Genomic DNA, 17,439 nt, shown 5'->3' on the forward strand with positions numbered 1-17,439 from the left:
GGGGGTGCAGGGCACATCGAGTGATCGTGTCGTTTCAGCCTCGACCTCAACTTCAGCTTTACTTTGGGAGGAGCGCCTGGGATTGAAAGCGTGTCAGCGGGCCACGTCGTGGATGACCCGGGCCGGATGCGGGCTTGCGCGCGAATACTGCAACCCTCGAGTACCGACACTCCACGAGTGGTCCCACGCGACTGCCAAGAGGGGTGACCAAAGGGGTCACCGGCACCTGCGGCACCAGTACCACCACAATCTGACGGAGGCGCCCACCCGCATGTGCATGCCAGGTTTCTTTTGGGCAGTCCTTGGCCATGTCTTCCTTTGTTCCCTCTCCTGATGAAGTCACCGCCGCGCAGTCTGATGACGGTGGCTGGTCGAAGAAGCAGCTTGCTCAATGGGGTGTTCCCTGGCCGCCGCCGAAGGGATGGCGCCAGCACCTTGCGGCGAAATGGCGGGGCGAGGACGTACCTCCCCTGAAGCAGCCTGACGACCCGGACCAGGTCCCGCTATTCTGACGGCCTTGCAGGCGCCGCCGCCACGACCGGTGGGCGGCGCACGTCGCCGATGGCGGTGTGGGCATCGCTGCCTCAGTCTCGACATGATCCTTGCGTGGATCAACGACGACGCGACACCCCCGCGCCGGCAGGGAGGGCCTCGCGAGAAGGCCGCCAGCCTCACGGCACCCCTGCTTTCGACCGTAGATCACCCCGTGGGCGCCAGGGTGATCGGCGTGTGCCAATGCTCGCGCGGGAATGGGCGCTGTCCATCCTGCCGACGTGGGGGTGCCGACAGCGGCCCCGCATGATCGACGGTGCGGTCGACCGCGGACTTCGAAATGCCGGACTGCGGAGCGTACTGGCGCATCGTCACGTGCGTGTGCCAGTACGTCGTGACCAGCAGGGCCAGTCGTCCAGCGACAAGCCCCATGGCTGAGCTCAATGGACCGTATCGGCACCGGCGCGGCGCAACACCTTCACCAGCTTTGCCAACTGGCGAGGGCTCAGCCCGGTGGAACGGGGCGGTCCAAGACCACTCCAACGCCGTGATCACACCAACCGTAGCAAGATCATTGCTTTGGGGTTGAGCCTTCGGGCTGATCAGGGCGGGGTGCGGACGCGAAGGCGAGAATGTCGAGGACCGCTGAGCGCAGGACCTTGAAGTGGCGGTGCACGCCGTCCACCGCGAGGGGAGTGTTGACACCCCACACGGTCATGCCGGCCCGCAGCCCGGACCGCACCCCAGACAAAGCGTCCTCGATCACCAGACAGTCCTTTGGCTCGGCACCGAGCCGCTTGGCAGCCAGCAGATAAGGGACAGGCGAGGGCTTGCCCTCCTCCACGCAGGCAGCATCCACAATGATGTCGGGAACCGGCAGGCCGGTCCGGGCGAAGCGTCCGCGCACCCGGTGCTCGTAGTTCGACGTGACCAGTGCCCACGACCCGGGCGGCAGAGCACCCAGCAGCTCAGAGGCGCCGTCAAAGGCGGTATACACGCCGGACCGCACGTCCTCGTCTTCCAGCTCATGCAGCGCAGCCAGGCACTCGCGCGGGTCACGGTCCGGAACGACCTGCGCAAAAGTCTCCATCGGCCTGGTCCGCAACGCCACTTGGTAGACCTCGTCGGGTTCCAGGCCGTATCGCCGCGCCCACACGTGCCAGACCCGACGCTGGTTGTCCACGGCGTCGATCAACGTGCCATCGACGTCAAACAGGACATACTTCTTCGTTCCGGACTGGGCAAGTTCACCGCTCACGCCTCGATCATGCCAGGCCCCGAGCAAGCAGTTGCGGGACAGCCCAACTCCCAACGGGGGCGCAGGGAGGGTCGGCCGACTGGTGCCCTCTTAACAGACACACGGTGAGGTACTTGTCTCGGGGCATGGAACTTGCCTGGTCGTCGCTGCCGCCCCCCATCGCCTCGGCGGTGATAGCCGCAGTGGTGGCGCTGGTCGTTGCCGTGGTGACGCCGTCGGTGACGTACGGCTTCGACAAGCGGTTTCATCGGCGCAAGCTGGATATCGAGTACACGTATGAGCAGCAGAAGGCGTTGCGTGACCGGATTGCGCTGTAAGGGACTGTTGCTGGAGTCCGGCAGCGCTCTGCGCAGCCGGTTGTCGAACTTTTTAAGGTTCGAGCACAACCAGTGGCTGCGGATGCGGGGTTCGTGCGGGGAGTCTGGCTACTACCTGCGCTCCTTCGCCTACCGGATCTTGTGCTTGGTGGCGGTGTGTTGCCTCATCGAGCGTTCCGCGGCGGCGTAGGTAGGCGCGGTTGCTGCGGGAGGCGTACGCCTTGTCAGCAGATGCTTGCACTCCTCACCCAGCTTGAAGCCGCCTCGAAGGCCGCCGGCAGACGACCTGGCCGGAGCAGTGGAGGAGGTTTTCCCTTCAGCACCCGGACGGCATCGTGCGTGTAGTTGTCGTGCGGGCTCCCCCGATGAGCCGTGCGCTACTCGGTGACGCGGGCGGTCGGTGTCGCGGAGCAAGTCCGCAACTGGCTGAGTACGTCAGCGAGAGCCGCTCTCGGAGGCGCGGCGTCGGTTTTCGGGCAATCGAAATGTCTTGTTGAACGCGCGACTGCACCGCGCCGTATGCAGTCAGTGACACACGGCGGCCGCGGTTCGCTCGCCCCGCCGCACGCTCTTTGCCCGTCGAGTGAAGGGAATCCGAGGACCTCATGCCTCCTGAGATTGTCAGTCATCAAGGCGCCCTGACCGGGGAGCGGTTCGGTATCGGCGCCAAGCCCCTCACCTTCGGCCGCAAGCCGACGAATGACGTGGTGATCCGCGATGCGAGCATCTCGCGGTTCCATGCCGAGGTACGCCGTGAGGGACACGGCTTCATGCTGTACGACCTGGGAAGCAGCAACGGCACGTACGTCAACGGGGAGCGAGCGACCTCTCATGTGCTCCAGCCCGGCGACCTGATCACCATCGGTGAGGAAACGTTCCGCTTCGAGGCGGCGAATCCGATGGAGACCATCATGGACCTCTCCGTGCTGGAGGCGCTCACGCCTCCTCCGGTCGGGCAGCCGCTGCCGGTGCTCAAGGTCACGGTGGCGGGCGGCGGTCCCGTAGGGCTGGCTTTCGCCCTCCTCCTCGAATCGCTGCTCGGCCCCCGGGCCGCGATCACGGTCTACGACGGCCGCTGGACCCGGGCCGGGGACCGAGTCCTTTGGAAGGACGCCAAACAGGGCAATGTCCGGCGGCAGCAGGTCGTCACGGTCCAGAGCCGTCAGTATCTGGGGCTTCCCCGCGAGGTGCAGGCGAGGCTGTTCCGGGACGGCGCTTACAGCGAGATGTGGCCGGCGGGCCCGGACTCGATCGACGGTCACAACCCCCGCAACATTCGCATCGCCTACGTCGAGGACACTCTGCTGGAGATCGCCAACGAGAAGCCGGACCGCATCCGTCTGGTGCCGGAGCGGTTCGATGCGGTCCGGCACGACAAGACCGTGGCCGCGGGCCACGTGCTCGCCATCTGCGAAGGTGGCCGCTCCCGGACGCGTGAGCACTTCGCCGAGAAGTTCGGCCAGGCCGACAAGTCCATCTACTCCCTGGAAGGCGCGCATCTGCAGGACGTGGTGCTCGGTTTGAAGGTGAAGTCGCGGCTTCCGGATGCGATGTCCGTGCTGCTGACCGTGGCGCAAAACCGCTTCCTCCTCAACTCCCTGCATGGTGAGGGCTTCCTCAACATGCGGCTGACCGACGAGGAGGCGAAGGAGGTCGTGGGCATTGACCCCGTGCGGCAGGTCTTCGAGGACTGCATCGCCTCGCGTCCGTGTGTGATGAACCGGAGCGAGGACGGCGACTACCGCTGCGACACGCACAATTCCCTGTTCCTGCCCGCCCTGATCAAGGGCTCCGCACTGTGGAAGCGGGTCAAGGAGGGCCTGGCACTGTTCGCCGTGCCCGAGTCGGACTTGAGTGCCGTCACTGCGTTCCGGCTCGACATGGTGCAGCGGCCGCGATTCACGGCACGGCTGTATCCCAAAACATCCGCAGGACCCGGCACCTATGGATTCCTGCTCGGGGACGCCGCCAACGCCATCCACTTCTGGCCGGGGCGCGGCCTCAACAGCGGCTGGGGTTCGGTCATCTCGCTGGCCCGGTCACTGAGCGGCACCTGGCGGGGGCGGCCGTTCCGCGACGCGGACTTCGTCCGTCATGAGGCGGCCATGTCGATGCTCCAGTACCGGCACAAGAGCCGCGCCTGGAACTCCATGATTGCAACGGACGAGCAGGGGGTGACCCGGGCCATCAAGGACAAGATCCAGCAGAGCATCGCGGAGTCCATGGAACTGGACCGGGAGTCCGACCTCGACACGCTCATCACACAACTCCGCACCATCCGCCACCGCTTGTCGCCCCGGGTTCCCGGCATGCCAGATGACGCGACATTGCTGCAGCACCTGGACACGTTGGACAGCCGGACTCTCTACACCTTGGTCCGCAGCGGTGCATGGGACACGCAGATCGTCGGCGGCGAGGAGGTCGACATCGACATTTTCTACCCTGCGGAGCGGTTGGACTCCTCTCCGCCGCCCTTGTCCTCGCCCCTGGTGGAGGCAGGCTCCTCTCCGGGGCCGTCGGAGCCGGCCCGGGGATGCGGCCGTCACCCCGAAAACGTGGCCTGACCAGATCTGCTGGGTTCCGGTCCGCCGAGACGGATCAGCGCCCGGGGCTATGAATGCTTCCAGGGCGCTGCGGCCGGAGAGGCACGGGCTCGGCGTCGTCGCCCACGCCGAGCTGTAGCGCTGCGGGCTCTTCCCCCTCCTGGTGTTCACCGCTGGCAACAGCCCCACCACCGCCCGGGTCGTTCCCTGCAGGGAGGCCCTGCAGTTTTGCGGGCACGCCATCAACCTCGGCGTGCCGCCCGAGGCGATCCGGCTGGAGCCCCACGCAGGCAACACCGGCCAGAACATCACCCTCACGCGCGAGGTCCTTGCCGCCGCAGCGATCCGGCGCCGAGCCGGTGCTGCTGGTCTCCAAGCCCTATATGGAATCACGGTCGTTCGCCAGGCCCGCAAGCTCTGGCCCCACGTCGAGATCCTCTGCGTGTCGGAGCCACTGGACTAGGCGCTGTTTCTCGGATCATGTTCGGAGCCAGATGGTGAGGGCTGCGAGGGTGGTGGTGCCGAGGTAGATGTAGGCGCGTTTTGATAGCGGGTGGCCACTGCCCGGAAGCCCTTGAGCCGGTTGATGGCGCGTTCGACGGTGTTGCGTTTCTTGTAGCGCTCGCCGTCGAACCCGGTGGGCCTGCCTCCGCGGGAGCCTCGGTTGTGCCGGTGCCTTTGCTGGTCCAGGCGTTCGGGGATGGTGTGGGCGATGCCGCGTCGTCGCAGGTAGCGGCGATTCTTGCCGGACGTGTAGGCCTTGTCCGCCAGGACATGGTCGGGTCGGGTGCGCGGCCGTCCGACGCCGAGGCGGGGCACGGAGATCTGGCTGAGTACGCGCTCGAACTGGGGGCTGTCGCCGTAGTGTCCCGGGGTCAGGACGACGGCGAGGGGCCTGCATCGTCCGTCGGCTGCCAGGTGGATTTTGGTCGTGAAGCCGCCGCGGGACCGTCCCAGACATTCGCCGCTCGGAGGACTTCCTCCAAGCGGGCGGCCAGTTTCTGCAGCACCGGATCGACCTGGTTCGTCCCCCGGCCGGCCCCCTTTTGACCCACCGCGGCCGGGGGTGATTTCCGTGCGCCGGCCGCGTGTTGGTGGGCTCGCACCGTGGTGGAGTCCACGGAGACATCCCAGTCGATGCGACCTTCGGCATCCTCAGCTGCCTGCACTTTCGACAGCAGCATGGCCCACGTGCCATCCGCTGACCAGCGACGATGACGTTTGTAGACCGTCTCCCACGGCCCGAAACGCTCGGGCAGATCCCGCCACTGCACACCCGTGCGCACCCGGTACAGCACTCCGTTGATCACACGTCGGTGATCACTCCACCGGCCCCCACGGGCACCACCACGAGGTAAGAACGACACCAGCCGGTCCCACTCCGCATTCGTTAAATCACCACGACCCATACGATCAGCCTGACCCCAACTACCCGTTCACGTCAGCAGATCCGAGAAACAGTGCCTAGTGGCGGGCCTGGTTCAGTGCCCATATGGCCCGCGGCACCAGGAGGGCCGCGGTGCCGATAGTGATACCCGCCCGCGCCCGGAAGAGATCGGTTCCCCGCCGGCCCCGCACTCTGCGCAGAGCCAGGGTGCCTGAGACGATCGCAGAAATGCCCAGGGGCACGATGCTGCAGGCGAGAAGAAGGCGGACCTGCATGGGGAGCGCGATGGCCAGCAAGGGGCAGACAAACATGGCGAGGGCGGTAGTACCGAGTACCAGCGACGTGGTACCCGGCGACTTCTGGCGCGGCGAAGCCTGTTCGCCCGGTCCTGCCATCTGATCAACGGTCATGTTCGGATGCTAGGCAGCAGGTGTCGTGCTCTGCTTGAGCTCGTGTACCTAGGTTGTCCTGAGTAGCTGGCTGCCGGACCGACGTCGCAGGGGATGGGATCGGGCGAATCCGGGGCACCCGCGGGGCTCGCACGACCGCAGCGCCGTCGCTGCGGGTTCGCGCCCGCTCACCGGACTCTCACCCTGGGGCTCAAGGGGGTCTGGAGCGAGCCCTCTTGGGACGCGTACGCCGAAAACCTCCGGGCCCCGGGGCCACCACGTATCAAGTCGCCGGTCTGGCCGTGGACTTCTCTTGTGGTCCTGGACGTCACTTGCAAGCCACCGGGGCCTGCGGGGGCCTGTTCAGGTCCGCACCCTGCCGGGCCCAGCAGGCCACCCCCGGTCCTCGCACGCGGTGGAGCACCCAGGGCGAGCGACCGGCTGCCCCATCGCCCTAAGGCTGGTTGCATCGTCCCCTGGGGCTCGTTCCAAGGCCGGGCGTGTACGACCCGCGCTGACCGGCGACCCTGCTCGTTGTTTGGGGCAGTGCGCTGTCCATCCCTGCTGCGCGGGGTTGTACGGCGCCCGGACAGGGATCCGGACAAGCCCCTGAACAGCCCGGACAGCCCATCAGTGTCCGGGACTGCTGCATGTTGTTGATCCCCGGTATCAGGACCGGCAAGCCTTGCTGCATCGTCCGTGTCGCCCCACGTGGCACGAACGCGACAAGGAGTCAGGGCCACCGGACTCGTTTCTGGCGGCCTTTGCCTGCAGTCCCCTTGAGTGACCCACAAAGGAGCCCTCATGCGATCTCGCTATGCCCTCACTGCCGCTGCCATCGGCACCTTGTTCGTTACGGGTGCAATGTCCGTACCTGCGCAGGCCATGCCTGACGGTGGGTTTGCCGCTCCGGCTCCCTCCAGCGCCGGCGGCCCGGTCTCGGCAGAACGGGGTGATGGCGCCGCCATGGAAGTGTCGGCCGCCAGTCCCGCAGAGTACGACTGCCCTCGAGTGCACACCACCGGCCGTTACGCGTACACCTGGTGCCGTGTGTACAAGGGAAAGGTCCGCCTGATCGCCGACTGCAACGGTTTTGACCGTTACTCGGGCTGGATCACCCCGCAGTCGGGCAACCCGACCCAGCGACTGCAGGCAGGACCGTGCAACGCCGGGCTCGGGCCCAACAGCGGTGTGCAGGGAGCAGCCTGATGGCTGACGCCACCAGCAGGCGCCGCAGCGTGCGCTTTGCCGTCGTGGCGGCCGTGGCGCTGCTGGGATTCATCGGCCCTCCCGCTGCGGCGACTGCAGCAGTCGACGGCTCGGGCTCGTCCACTGCCCTGGTTGTTCCTGCGCGGTTCACCGTCAACGTGAGGTGCCCGGTGGAACGCATCTCCGATGGAGACATCGTGGATGTGAAGTACGGAACCGGAACCGGGTCCACCTACAGCAGCGCCAAGAAGAACGCCCTGAAGCACGCCAACAACCAGATTCCGACGGGGCACCGAGCGCATCACTGCAGGGTGATCTGAACAGCCCTTGCGCTGTCGCCAGAATCCCGGCGGCACGGGGAGGTCGGTCGGCATCGGCACGTTTGTGCGTGTCGCTGTTCTGGCTGATCTCCCCAGCGCGGTGACGGTCAGCCCGAACTGGGCTCCTTGCGTGATGAGAACGGACAGCAAGTGCGGGCAGGAGGATCGCGAGGCACGACGAAGGCCCGGACGCCTGTTGAGTTCTAGCGGTCGTCGCAACACCCCACTCCAGGGCTGCGACGGATTTCGGGATCCGGGGCGACCGGAATCCGCAGGGCCGGAGGCAGTTGGTCCGGGAGCGGTTGGCGACCCAGACCGGATCGCGTACGGGCGCCCGCGTCTGGGCGGCTGGGGCGCATGATGCGCCAGCTGGTGCGCGGTACGGCGCGGCGCGGTGACGGTGTGGGTCAGAAGGAGGGTGGTTTGCCGCCCGGCGTCACCCCGCACCCATGCCCCGGTGCAGCAGACCTGATCGGCCGCCCGAACAGGGAGGCTGCTGCGAGCGCGACGTCGGATGCGGGGATGGGGGGATCGGGCATGGACCGACGGCAGGGACACTGCTGGGGCGGAGCAGGGGATTCGCTCCATACGGCGCCCCCGGCAGGGGAATTCGCTTTCGCCGCATGCTCGGATGGAGTGCGCTTGCGAGCCTGCTTCCTTGACACTGGCTGTACGGCAGACGCCGGAGCGTCGCGGCCCGGCGATGTCGGCCTGCGTGGGGGGAGCTTGTGGAAACGTGGCAGATCTGGTTGGCCCTGGGGGGCGGTATTACCGGCCTGGTCGGGGGGCTCGCGGGGTTGCTCACTGCGCTTCACGCCCGGCACGAGCGCATCGGACGGGCCCGGCTGTACCCCGAGATCCGCGCCGCGCTGGCCGAGATGGGGTGGGACTGGCAAAAGGCCCGGACCTGCGATCCACAGGTGGTCGACCGCCTGGGCAGGGCTGCGGGGCCCAGCCTTCCGCCCGCCGCGCGTACCGCAGCTACGGCGATCTCCCGCGTCTACCTCTACTGCGACAACGAGTGGGCTGAGAACGATCTGTTCACGACGCTGTGCTACTCAGCGGCGTGGGAGATCCTCATGCGCACGGTGTCGTGGCGGCGGGTTCCCCGCTCGACGAAGAAGCGGTTCGACAAGGCCAAGCGCGAGTTCGAAAAACACTTCGCCATGTAGTCGCGTGTGAAGGGTGGGCCGCGCAGCATGGTTGCCGCGCGGACCGATCAGCTCGGATGCGTTCCGGCTGCTCCGGCTGGTTGGGGGTACCGGGTAGGGATGGGTGGGCATGAGGAGCGTGCGGTCGCGATGCGTGCGTGGGTTGCAGGGGTCAGGGCTCGGGGGCGGGGGATGAGAGTGGATGCGATCCGCAGCAGGCGTGCGGCGTTGCGGATGCAGCGTGACGTGCGCAGGCAGCTCGGGGACGGCCGCACGCAGGGCTGATCACAAGGCCGGGGCCGGGGCTGGGGGTGTGTCGTGGTGCGGGGGCGTGCTGTGGGCTGCTCTTGGCTGGGTCGGCCGGGGAGGGAGAGGGGGGCGTGTGGATCACCGTGCACCGTGAGGGTGTCCGTGGCTGTCTGCCCCTGAACGATGGGGGTGGCTGGCGTACGTCGGGGGCGGGCGCTTGGGGGCGGGGGCGCGACGCAGCCGGGCGCCACCGTGGTGCGTTGCGGTGTGGTGGCGTCATCGGGTGATCGGGGTGGTGCCGGTCGCGGCGATGGACAGGTCCCACAGCCGCGCGGCTGCATCGGGGTCGGTGGCGTAGGCGCGGACGCCGCCGTCGTCCATGGACGCTTCGGGGGCACAGATGGCGGCGATGTCGCAGTCCTGAAGGTAGAGGCCGCCGCGGTCGGCGAGGAGAGGGGAGGTGGCGGCCCACAGGCCGGTGGCGGCGCCCTGGGAGGGGGTTTTGAAGTCGGTGGCGATCACGTTGCCGTGTTCGTCCACCCACCCGCGGTCGATTTGTTCTTGGAGTGTCATGTCCCGCTGCAGCCCGGTGATGATTTTGCCGGGGTGGAGTGAGAAGGCCCGGACGCCGTCGCCGCGCCCGAGCGTGTCGAGGTGGACGGCGAAGAGGGCGTTGGCGGTCTTGGCCTGGCCGTAGGCCAGCCACTTGTCGTAGCCGGTGTGAAAGTGCGGGTCGTGCCAACGGATGTCGGTCAGGGTGTGGCCGGCGGAACTGTTGACCACGACGCGTGCGCCGTCGGCGGCGGCCAGGAGCGGGTAGAGCTCGCAGGCCAGGACGAAGTGCCCGAAGTGGTTGGCTGCGAGCTGGCCCTCCCAGCCGGGCCCCACGCGCCGTTCGGCAGTGGCCATGACTCCGGCGACGGCCATGAGCAGGTCGAGCCGGGGCAGGGTGTCGCGGAGGTGTGCGGCGGCGGTCCGCACGCTGGCGAGGTCGATCAGGTCCATGGGGATGACCTCGCAGCGCTTCACATGCGCGAGTGCGGCCCGGGCGATGTCGGGCCGGCGCGCCGGAACGATGACGCGGGCTCCGGCGGCCGCGAGAGCACGGGTGGTTTCCAGGCCGAGCCCGGAGTAGCCCCCGGTCACCACGGCGTTCGTGCCGGACAGGTCAAGGCCCGCGGTGACGTCCTGGGCAGTGCTAGTGGCGAAGAAGGGCGAGCCGAGGGGCTGTTGATCGATGCTGGTCATGCCGTCGAAGCTACGATCTAGAGGGCACTCTAGATCAAGTCCTAGACTGCGACGCATGGCCGGCACCGAGACTCCTGCAACACCACTGAGCATCGGCGACGTGGCCGAGCAGACCGGACTCAGCGTCCACGCGCTGCGCTTCTACGAGCGCGAGGGACTGCTCGTGGGACCGGTCCGGCGAACCACCGGAGGCCGGCGACGGTACAGCACGTTCGACGTCGGCTGGCTGCTGATCTGCGTCAAGCTACGGGAATCCGGGATGCCGCTGGCCGACGTCAAGCAGTTCGCCGAGCTGGTGCGGCACGGTCCGGGAAACGAGGCGCAACGCCTGCACCTTCTCGAAACCCACCGGCGGCGCGTCGACGCGCAGATCCAGGCACTGCAGGACTGCCGGTCCGTCATCACCAGGAAGGTCGGCGTCTACGCCGACCACCTCGCCCGCGGCAAGGCCGAAGGACTCTGGGCCCCCACGACCTGAAACCGCACCCGCACGCACAGCACCCTTGTGCCCCGGAACACCTGCTGCTTCTCCCGCATAGATCCACCGGCATGGGGTCAGGCTGCGCCGGCGAGGGATGGCCGCCCCACCGGATTTCCTTCTCGCTGGGGGTGTGGGTGCGTTACGTGCGTGCGGCAGCAAGGGCGTCGCGGTGGCTCATCGGCGGACGTCGGCGTGTCCGCAGCAGCCCATCGTCGTGACGGCCTTGTCGAAGGCCCGCGCGCGGCGGGGCTGGTGGCGCTGGGCAGGAGGGGGCGGTGGTCGGGCCCGGCTCCGACACCCACCGAGATCATCCCGACCGCCACGTGGCCTGCCTTCCGCCTTGCCCAGGACGAACAGTCCGCCGCCTCCCTGCTGAACGCGGCGGGTGCCGCCCGCTCGGGTTTGTCATCACGCCCGGCCAGTGGGGGGATGCACCGCGGATGATCCCCGTCTTGGAAGAGATCCGCGTGCCCCGGCAGGCTGGTGGGCGACCGCGGCCCCGTCCCGGCCCCGTCCCGGCCCCGTCGGGGGAGACAAGGCGTACTCGTCCCCGCCGCAACGAAGGTGAGCGGACCATCAACCGACTCAAGAACTTCCGAGCGATCGCCACGCGCTTAGACAAGAGGGCGTACGCCTTCCCGAGGGGACGGTCACCGTGGCCGCGCTCCGCCTACGGCTCCGTCCACAATGATGCGCCCAGTTCAGAGGTCCTTGGCACCCGGGTAGTGGTGGCGAAGTTCGCTGAGTACGCGCTCGTCGACAGCCCGGACCTCCCACGAGGAGCTGTCGAATTCGGTCAGGACGAGCACCAGCTTGTCGTCGGCGGATCCCCGTGCTTCAGCGTCGATCAACTGGAGGAAGGGCGTCGTCAACGACAACAACGTCAAGGTGTCCATGCCCTCGCCAGCAGACAGCCTCTCCATCTCGACACAGCGAGGATCGACAACCTCATCGAACTCGACGCGCCACGTCAGGTCCAGGCCGAAGCTGCCTAGGCGAACCACCAGCTCAGCCAGGGTCACGTAATGCTTTCCGTGCCAGGCAGGAAACGTGATCCCCTTCATTCCCGCCTCTGCTTCGGCTGTATCGCGTGACATGCGGCCCCCTTCGTTCAGCGAACCTTAGGCCACGCCTCTACTCGGTTCACACGACCCATCGGACAGCCCCTAGTGAGCTACGGAGCCATCCCGTCCGGTAAATTCATTTGCGTATGCTCTTGTGATTGCGTGTGCCGGGCATGCGGTTGCCGCGGGCCGGTTGTATCACCGGTGCGCTGAGAAACCGTCGAGGTAACCTTTCTCAACCGGTTCCGGGACGGATTCTGACAACGCCCCGAGGAGATTAGTAGGCTCGAATGTGCGGCGGGTTCATCGCCCCTGGATCGGCAGGAAACTCATGGGGGGCCTGAGGGACGGGCTGCACCGGGTCACCGGGTGGCGTGGTAGGCCAGATTCGCGAACAGAGCAGCCACGGGCAGACAGAAGAACACAGCCCAGGGACCCAACTGGTGGTCACGAACCCGCAGGTGGGCGAAGAGTGCACCCAGGAAGTACAGCACGAGACCGATGGCAGCGAGTGTGCCCAGCACCGGCACGGCGAACCCGGCCAGCAGCCCCAGCGCCCCCAACGCCAGCAGTGTGCCCAGCGGGCGCATCCAGGACCTGGGCACACGCAACTTGTCCGCCTGGCTCTGGGGATAGTCGTGGCCGATAAAGTTGGCGATGGCGGCTGAACCGTTGACAGCCGCGGTGAGGAGGGTGACCACGAGGTAGAGGGCGAGCACGAGAAACTCCTTCTTCTGCGCGAGAACGACGGTTGGGTGTTCGTCTCCTTGACGAAGGCAGCACCTCAAGATGTGACATGCCCTGTCAGAGCAATCCCTCGGAGGAGAGCCGTATCCATACTCATTCGCTTTCGGTGGTCTGGTCGTCGAGCAGGTTCCTGGCGATGGCCGCATAGCGGCTCGCGGTTGTGTGGGACAGGTTGAAGACCAGGGCGAGGTGCAGCGGGTCAGCGCCGCCGGCCAGTGCCTCGCGCAGTACCCGGTCGCCGCGGATGCATTCGAGGTAGCCGCCCTGGGGAGGGGACGGCCTCTCACCACGGGCAAAAGACTTGGCCGGGCATGGCCGGTTGACGGTGACGTCTTGGGCCGCAGACTCAACCAGGCTCGCGTCTCCGGTACTTGCTCCCGCGCGCCACACTTCGTGGGCGTCGACGCATTCCCGCAGCGTCGACGTCCACTGTGGGACGTACCGGCCGTGGAGAGGAGCGCGTCGCGGCGGTACGCCCAATCTCCACCCCCCTACCTCAGCGGGGCACAAAGGGGAACGGGAACAGCGCATTTCGCCTACGCCAGGAGCTCCCCGTCGCCCCGCAGCGATGCCGTGCCAGCCCTTCCGCTCAAAGGCTCTCTAGCGCGGCTTCGATACCGCCGGCAGCGCCCGGCGCATGGCCGGTCATGGCCTTGGTCGAGGTGACCAGCAGGTGCTCGTCGAAGACGCGGTGCAGGGCACGAGCTTTGATGAGGCGGTTCATGATCGTAGAGGTGCCGTGCGCGGCCGCAAAAAGCCCCGCGTTCCCGAGCAGCCGACGGGGAAGGTCGAGAATCTTCGGCACCGGCCCCGCGGCGGCCGCGCTCCCGCCGGAGGCGACGTCGACGAGCGGGACGCGGGCCACGCCGGGCTGGTCGACCGCCCGTGCTGGCCGGGATGAGGCAGATGCTCCAGACGCTCGGCTAAGCTGAGCCGCCCTCGCCTCTTGCTGCCCGGTTTGTCAGTGGCGCCGGGCACGAGGGGGTGATGGGCATCGATACCCCCTGGTACCGTGCCGAGTTGGCCAAGTCCGGGGTCGTCCATGCCGTCCGGGAACACGCAGGCGGGCCATCACGTCGTCGAAGGCAGGCGCGTCACCAGCCTGTCCGGCGCTGAGATGGAAGGCCAGGGGGCGGCAGTTGGCCGTCGGCCGCGAGATGAACCTTCGTGGGCAGTCCGCGAAGCACGTGACCTATCGCAGGGGGCGGAGCGACCGCACAGGCAACACCGTCCGCGATCACGAAGGGCGGGCCCCCAAGTTCGGCGCTGCTTCCGCCTGGTGCGGGCAACCTCGGGTGCGGCTCCGGTGTTCCTGGGTGGATGCCTTCGCATTGACCGTGATCAGCGGCATGCAGCCTTTGATCCGGCAGAGCCGGCGGAAATGCACGCCATGGCCTGCTATCTGACCGGGACCGGCGGACGCCTGCCCCGGAACTGGCCGTCGGCCACGATGTGCCTGCCTGATCTGACGACTGCCGTGAGTGAGCGGCACTCGAGGCACTCAACAGATCGTCGGGCTGATCGCTTGCCGCTGGAGGGGAACGGAGGGGCGAACCAGGCCAGGTCAGGATCGGGCAAGGCTTCGATCAGTGCGGGGATCTTGGCTCTGGTCTTGCCCACGGCGAGGTCGGCGAGCGGGTCAGGATCGCGCTCCCCGTTCACCATCGCCTCCAGAATGGCCCCTTTGGTGACGCCGCCCGTGACCAGGGGTGCCACTGCACAAGGCCGGTAGTGCGGTCTGCTCACCCGAGCAGGCGGATCCAGCGCAGCTGCATGAACCCGCCCTCGCGGATGAGCGTCAAACTTTCGCAGTACCGCGGAAGTTACAGAACTGCGCGGCTCTACCGCGCTGGTTTGCACGGCGATTCAACCCCGGGTGGGACGCGGATCGTATGCGGTGGATCGTACGTTCCTGAATCACAAGGTCTCCGCAGACCTGCAACTGCTACGACAAGTGGCAGGCACCTCAACTGCAGTGCACCGCTGGAGTGGCTCACCCGGAGAAGGGCCATCAGCCGCTCTCCGGTGCGGAGAAACGGGGAGAACGCGTGAGTATCAAACGCACGACCACCATCCTCGGTACCGGCCTTGCCAGCTTGGGCCTGATTCTTGGCCTATCCCCTCAGGCGTGGGCCGCAGATAACTGGGATCCCGGGTACATCAAGTACAAACACGGTCGGTACACCTACAACGTCAGCGATGGTCATTCCGCCTACGCCACGATCACGTGGGACGACTACTACCGCGTGAGCATCACAGGTTCGGCCAAAGACACCAAGGCCGACGGCCGCTACCCCGGCGTGTACGTAAGTTACTGGTGGCATGACCAGGGCGCATGGCACTGGGCGGAGAAGAAGTTCATCAGCGCCACGGGCGGTAAAGGAACGGTGAAGTCCAACGCCCAGCACTCCACAGTCGACGTCAAGTGGTTGCAGGTGCAGTTCTGTGACGTCGGCAAGTACGACCGCTTGTGTAGCGATTGGAAGGTGCAGGACACCGCGAATCGATAAAGAAGCTGAGCCTGAGGCAGACATGCCATAAGCCGATGGCCAAGACCGTCGAGCGCTTGTAGTCCGCCGTGGCTAACGGATGGGCGTCTGGCATCTGGGCTGTCTGCGGTCTTCGTCGCACTGACGTGCAGAGCTCAGCCATGGTGTCTCCCCAGGCACCATTGGCCGGATGTGGCCGCACGGCGGCATGCAGGTTGTCGAACGTGTGGTGCACGCGGGCCCGGGGTGGGACCTCTGCTCCGGGCCCGCATTGCGTTCAGTGCGTGCCCGGCCATGGCCGGCCTGTTCGCCACGTGCCATCTGGCAGGCTGATCCGGCGACGCGAGGGGCCCCGGCCTGATCCACCAGCGAACGATCAGCCCGGCCTGCTTGTTGCCTGGTGGGGCGTATATCGCATTCGCGTGAGCCGCTCGGTCAGGCGCGGCTCGAAGTGAATCTGCCTTCGGGCGGTACGTCGCTACCCCCTTCCGCGACTCAGGCGTCGAGCGAGGAAATGATTGCTCCCTGCGAGTGCCGACGCTCCACCTCCGGACAGGGTGACTCTCGCGCCGTGGGGCGGGTCGAAGAAATCCATGTGGCGACCATAGCGATCGACCAAATCCAGCACGTCAGAACGGTGATGAACGGGGAGGTGGCTAGTCATCGCCAAGACCTGTGGATGGGGGTGGGATGCTGCCTCGTGTTACGCCGCGGTCGCACCGAGGGGGAGCTTCGTCACTCCTCAGGCCGTGGCCGCCTCAGGCGAAGTCTGCTGCGGTGATGCCGTCGGCAGATGGCGTCCCGCCGAGTGGTGTACTCAGTCGAGCTCGTGTGGTTCCGGTTTTGCGGGGGTCTGCCGCTGCGGGGTGGTCTTGTCTGTGAAGAGTTCGGCCATGGAGCCTTCGGAGAGGTAGCGGTGGTCGAAGGCTTGCCACTCGTCGTGGAGTTCGGCCAGGACCGCGGCGGCGAGCCGGTCCAGGGCGTCCGGGTTGGGGAAGACCTGAACCACGTCGGCCCGGCGTTTGATCTCCCGGTTCAGCCGCTCCAGCGGATTGGTGCTCCAGATCTTCTTCCAGTGCGCCGGCGGGAAGTCTGCGAAGGCCGTGATGTCGCCGGCTGCCTCGAGCAGCATGGACTTGACCTGCGGGAACTGCCGTCCGAGCATGTCCGCCACGACGTCCAGCTGGCTGCGGACCTGCTCGGCGGTGGTCTGCGCGAAGATCGTGCGGATGGTCGCCGCGACCATCTCTGCCGAGCCCTTCTCGATCACCGAGAAGACGTCTCGGACGAAATGCACCCGGCACCTCTGCCAGGCCGATCCGAGGAACACGGTGCGGATCGCGGCCACCAGACCACTGTGGGAATCGGAGATCACCAGCTGGACATGGTCCAGGCCACGGGCCCGCAGGCTGCGCAGGAACCTCGTCCAGAACGGCTTCGACTCGCTGTCGCCGACTATCAGCCCCAGGATCTCGCGGTGACCTCCGGCAGAAATCCCGGTCGCGATGACCACCGCCTGAGACACGATCCGGTGATTCACCCGGGCCTTGCAGTAGGTCGCGTCCAGGAACACATAGGGGAACACGGTGTGATCCAGCGGCCGTTCCCTGAACGCGATCAATTCCTCATCGAGTTCGCCGCAGATCCTGGAGACTTCGGATTTCGAGATTCCGGAGTCCGCACCCAGCGCCTTGACCAGGTCATCGACCGAACGCGTCGAGACATCGTGCACGTATGCCTCCATCACCACCGCGAACAGGGCCCGGTCGATCCGGCGCCGGCGCTCCAGCAGGGAGGGAAAGAACGACCCGGTCCGCACTTTGGGGATCTTCAGGTCCAGGTCGCCGGCCTGCGATGTCAGTAGCCGGTCGCGGTGCCCGTTGCGCCAGGTGGTGCGTTCGCTCGTGTGCTCGCGCGGGGCGGCCCCGATTGCTTCGGTTGCCTCGGCCTCGATGAGTTCCTGCAGAATGCGCTCACACAGCGCCCTGATCGACTCGACTCCATCGGCCGTACGTAGTGACTCCAGCAGCCGCATCAGGCCAGACTGGGACAGGGCCATCGCGTCCTCCTCGGTTGAACTGGCCGTTTACCAGGG

Annotated in this window: 15 protein-coding genes and 4 pseudogenes; 9 read left to right on the forward strand and 10 right to left on the reverse strand. The window is 66.9% G+C overall.

The features are described from left to right. Positions 1-1,063: 1,063 nt before the first annotated feature. Complete coding sequence (locus ACWFRU_RS34875) at positions 1,064-1,750, reverse strand: HAD family hydrolase (RefSeq protein WP_453692101.1); 687 nt, start codon at positions 1,748-1,750, stop codon at positions 1,064-1,066. Positions 1,751-1,875: 125 nt separating this feature from the next. Here ACWFRU_RS34875 and ACWFRU_RS34880 point away from each other — a divergent pair, with 125 nt between their 5' ends. The 3 genes and pseudogenes from ACWFRU_RS34880 to ACWFRU_RS34890 form a co-directional block, all read left to right on the forward strand. After that, positions 1,876-2,067, forward strand: a complete 192-nt coding sequence (locus ACWFRU_RS34880) for a hypothetical protein (protein WP_453692102.1) — start codon at positions 1,876-1,878, stop codon at positions 2,065-2,067. Between the two features lie 605 nt (positions 2,068-2,672). Then, positions 2,673-4,631, forward strand: a complete 1,959-nt coding sequence (locus ACWFRU_RS34885) for an FHA domain-containing protein (protein WP_453692103.1) — start codon at positions 2,673-2,675, stop codon at positions 4,629-4,631. 49 nt (positions 4,632-4,680) lie between these two features. Further along, a pseudogene (locus ACWFRU_RS34890) lies at positions 4,681-5,070 on the forward strand (YdcF family protein); the annotation flags it as partial. A gap of 18 nt (positions 5,071-5,088) precedes the next feature. On the opposite strand, the pseudogene ACWFRU_RS34895 reads toward ACWFRU_RS34890, so the two are convergent. Both ACWFRU_RS34895 and ACWFRU_RS34900 read right to left on the reverse strand, forming a co-directional pair. Beyond that, a pseudogene (locus ACWFRU_RS34895) lies at positions 5,089-6,019 on the reverse strand (IS5 family transposase). Between the two features lie 55 nt (positions 6,020-6,074). Then, positions 6,075-6,407 carry a hypothetical protein gene (locus ACWFRU_RS34900; RefSeq protein ID WP_453692104.1) on the reverse strand — a complete coding sequence of 111 codons (333 nt, stop codon included), beginning with the start codon at positions 6,405-6,407 and terminating at the stop codon, positions 6,075-6,077. 783 nt (positions 6,408-7,190) lie between these two features. On the opposite strand from ACWFRU_RS34900, the gene ACWFRU_RS34905 reads away from it, so the two are divergent. The 3 genes from ACWFRU_RS34905 to ACWFRU_RS34915 all read left to right on the forward strand — a co-directional run bounded on the left by ACWFRU_RS34905 (position 7,191) and on the right by ACWFRU_RS34915 (position 9,087). After that, entirely contained in the window at positions 7,191-7,595 is a 405-nt protein-coding gene (locus ACWFRU_RS34905) for a hypothetical protein (protein ID WP_453692105.1), read from the forward strand. Beyond that, positions 7,595-7,915 (forward strand): hypothetical protein, encoded by a 321-nt coding sequence (locus ACWFRU_RS34910; RefSeq protein ID WP_453692106.1) that lies wholly within the window; start codon positions 7,595-7,597, stop codon positions 7,913-7,915. The genes ACWFRU_RS34905 and ACWFRU_RS34910 overlap by 1 nt, the downstream gene beginning before the upstream one ends. A gap of 728 nt (positions 7,916-8,643) precedes the next feature. Continuing rightward, positions 8,644-9,087, forward strand: a complete 444-nt coding sequence (locus tag ACWFRU_RS34915) for a hypothetical protein (RefSeq protein WP_453692107.1) — start codon at positions 8,644-8,646, stop codon at positions 9,085-9,087. A gap of 504 nt (positions 9,088-9,591) precedes the next feature. Here ACWFRU_RS34915 and ACWFRU_RS34920 read toward each other — a convergent pair. Then, the gene (locus ACWFRU_RS34920) at positions 9,592-10,563 is read right to left on the reverse strand and encodes an SDR family NAD(P)-dependent oxidoreductase (protein ID WP_453692108.1); all 972 of its coding nucleotides are present in this window, start codon (positions 10,561-10,563) and stop codon (positions 9,592-9,594) included. A 55-nt stretch (positions 10,564-10,618) separates the two neighbouring features. On the opposite strand from ACWFRU_RS34920, the gene ACWFRU_RS34925 reads away from it, so the two are divergent. Both ACWFRU_RS34925 and ACWFRU_RS34930 read left to right on the forward strand, forming a co-directional pair. Next, positions 10,619-11,041 (forward strand): MerR family transcriptional regulator, encoded by a 423-nt coding sequence (locus ACWFRU_RS34925; RefSeq protein ID WP_453692109.1) that lies wholly within the window; start codon positions 10,619-10,621, stop codon positions 11,039-11,041. Positions 11,042-11,274: 233 nt separating this feature from the next. Next, a pseudogene (locus tag ACWFRU_RS34930) lies at positions 11,275-11,735 on the forward strand (IS5/IS1182 family transposase); the annotation flags it as partial. 10 nt (positions 11,736-11,745) lie between these two features. On the opposite strand, the gene ACWFRU_RS34935 reads toward ACWFRU_RS34930, so the two are convergent. The 5 genes and pseudogenes from ACWFRU_RS34935 to ACWFRU_RS34955 form a co-directional block, all read right to left on the reverse strand. Beyond that, positions 11,746-12,141, reverse strand: coding sequence for a hypothetical protein (locus ACWFRU_RS34935; RefSeq protein ID WP_453692110.1), 396 nt, complete (start codon positions 12,139-12,141; stop codon positions 11,746-11,748). Positions 12,142-12,470: 329 nt separating this feature from the next. After that, complete coding sequence (locus ACWFRU_RS34940) at positions 12,471-12,827, reverse strand: DoxX family protein (protein WP_453692111.1); 357 nt, start codon at positions 12,825-12,827, stop codon at positions 12,471-12,473. 121 nt (positions 12,828-12,948) lie between these two features. Further along, positions 12,949-13,335, reverse strand: a complete 387-nt coding sequence (locus ACWFRU_RS34945; RefSeq protein WP_453692112.1) for a hypothetical protein — start codon at positions 13,333-13,335, stop codon at positions 12,949-12,951. 109 nt (positions 13,336-13,444) lie between these two features. After that, positions 13,445-13,720, reverse strand: coding sequence for a hypothetical protein (locus ACWFRU_RS34950; protein WP_453692113.1), 276 nt, complete (start codon positions 13,718-13,720; stop codon positions 13,445-13,447). A 156-nt stretch (positions 13,721-13,876) separates the two neighbouring features. Continuing rightward, positions 13,877-14,033 (reverse strand): annotated as a pseudogene (locus tag ACWFRU_RS34955) (IS5/IS1182 family transposase); the annotation flags it as partial. Between the two features lie 870 nt (positions 14,034-14,903). On the opposite strand from ACWFRU_RS34955, the gene ACWFRU_RS34960 reads away from it, so the two are divergent. Continuing rightward, entirely contained in the window at positions 14,904-15,365 is a 462-nt protein-coding gene (locus ACWFRU_RS34960) for a hypothetical protein (RefSeq protein ID WP_453692114.1), read from the forward strand. Positions 15,366-16,161: 796 nt separating this feature from the next. Here ACWFRU_RS34960 and ACWFRU_RS34965 read toward each other — a convergent pair. After that, a complete protein-coding gene (locus ACWFRU_RS34965) occupies positions 16,162-17,403 on the reverse strand; it encodes an IS256 family transposase (RefSeq protein WP_453692115.1) in 1,242 nt (413 codons plus the stop codon). Between the last annotated feature and the right edge of the window lie 36 nt (positions 17,404-17,439).

This window comes from Streptomyces sp. NPDC055099 (assembly GCF_053607685.1).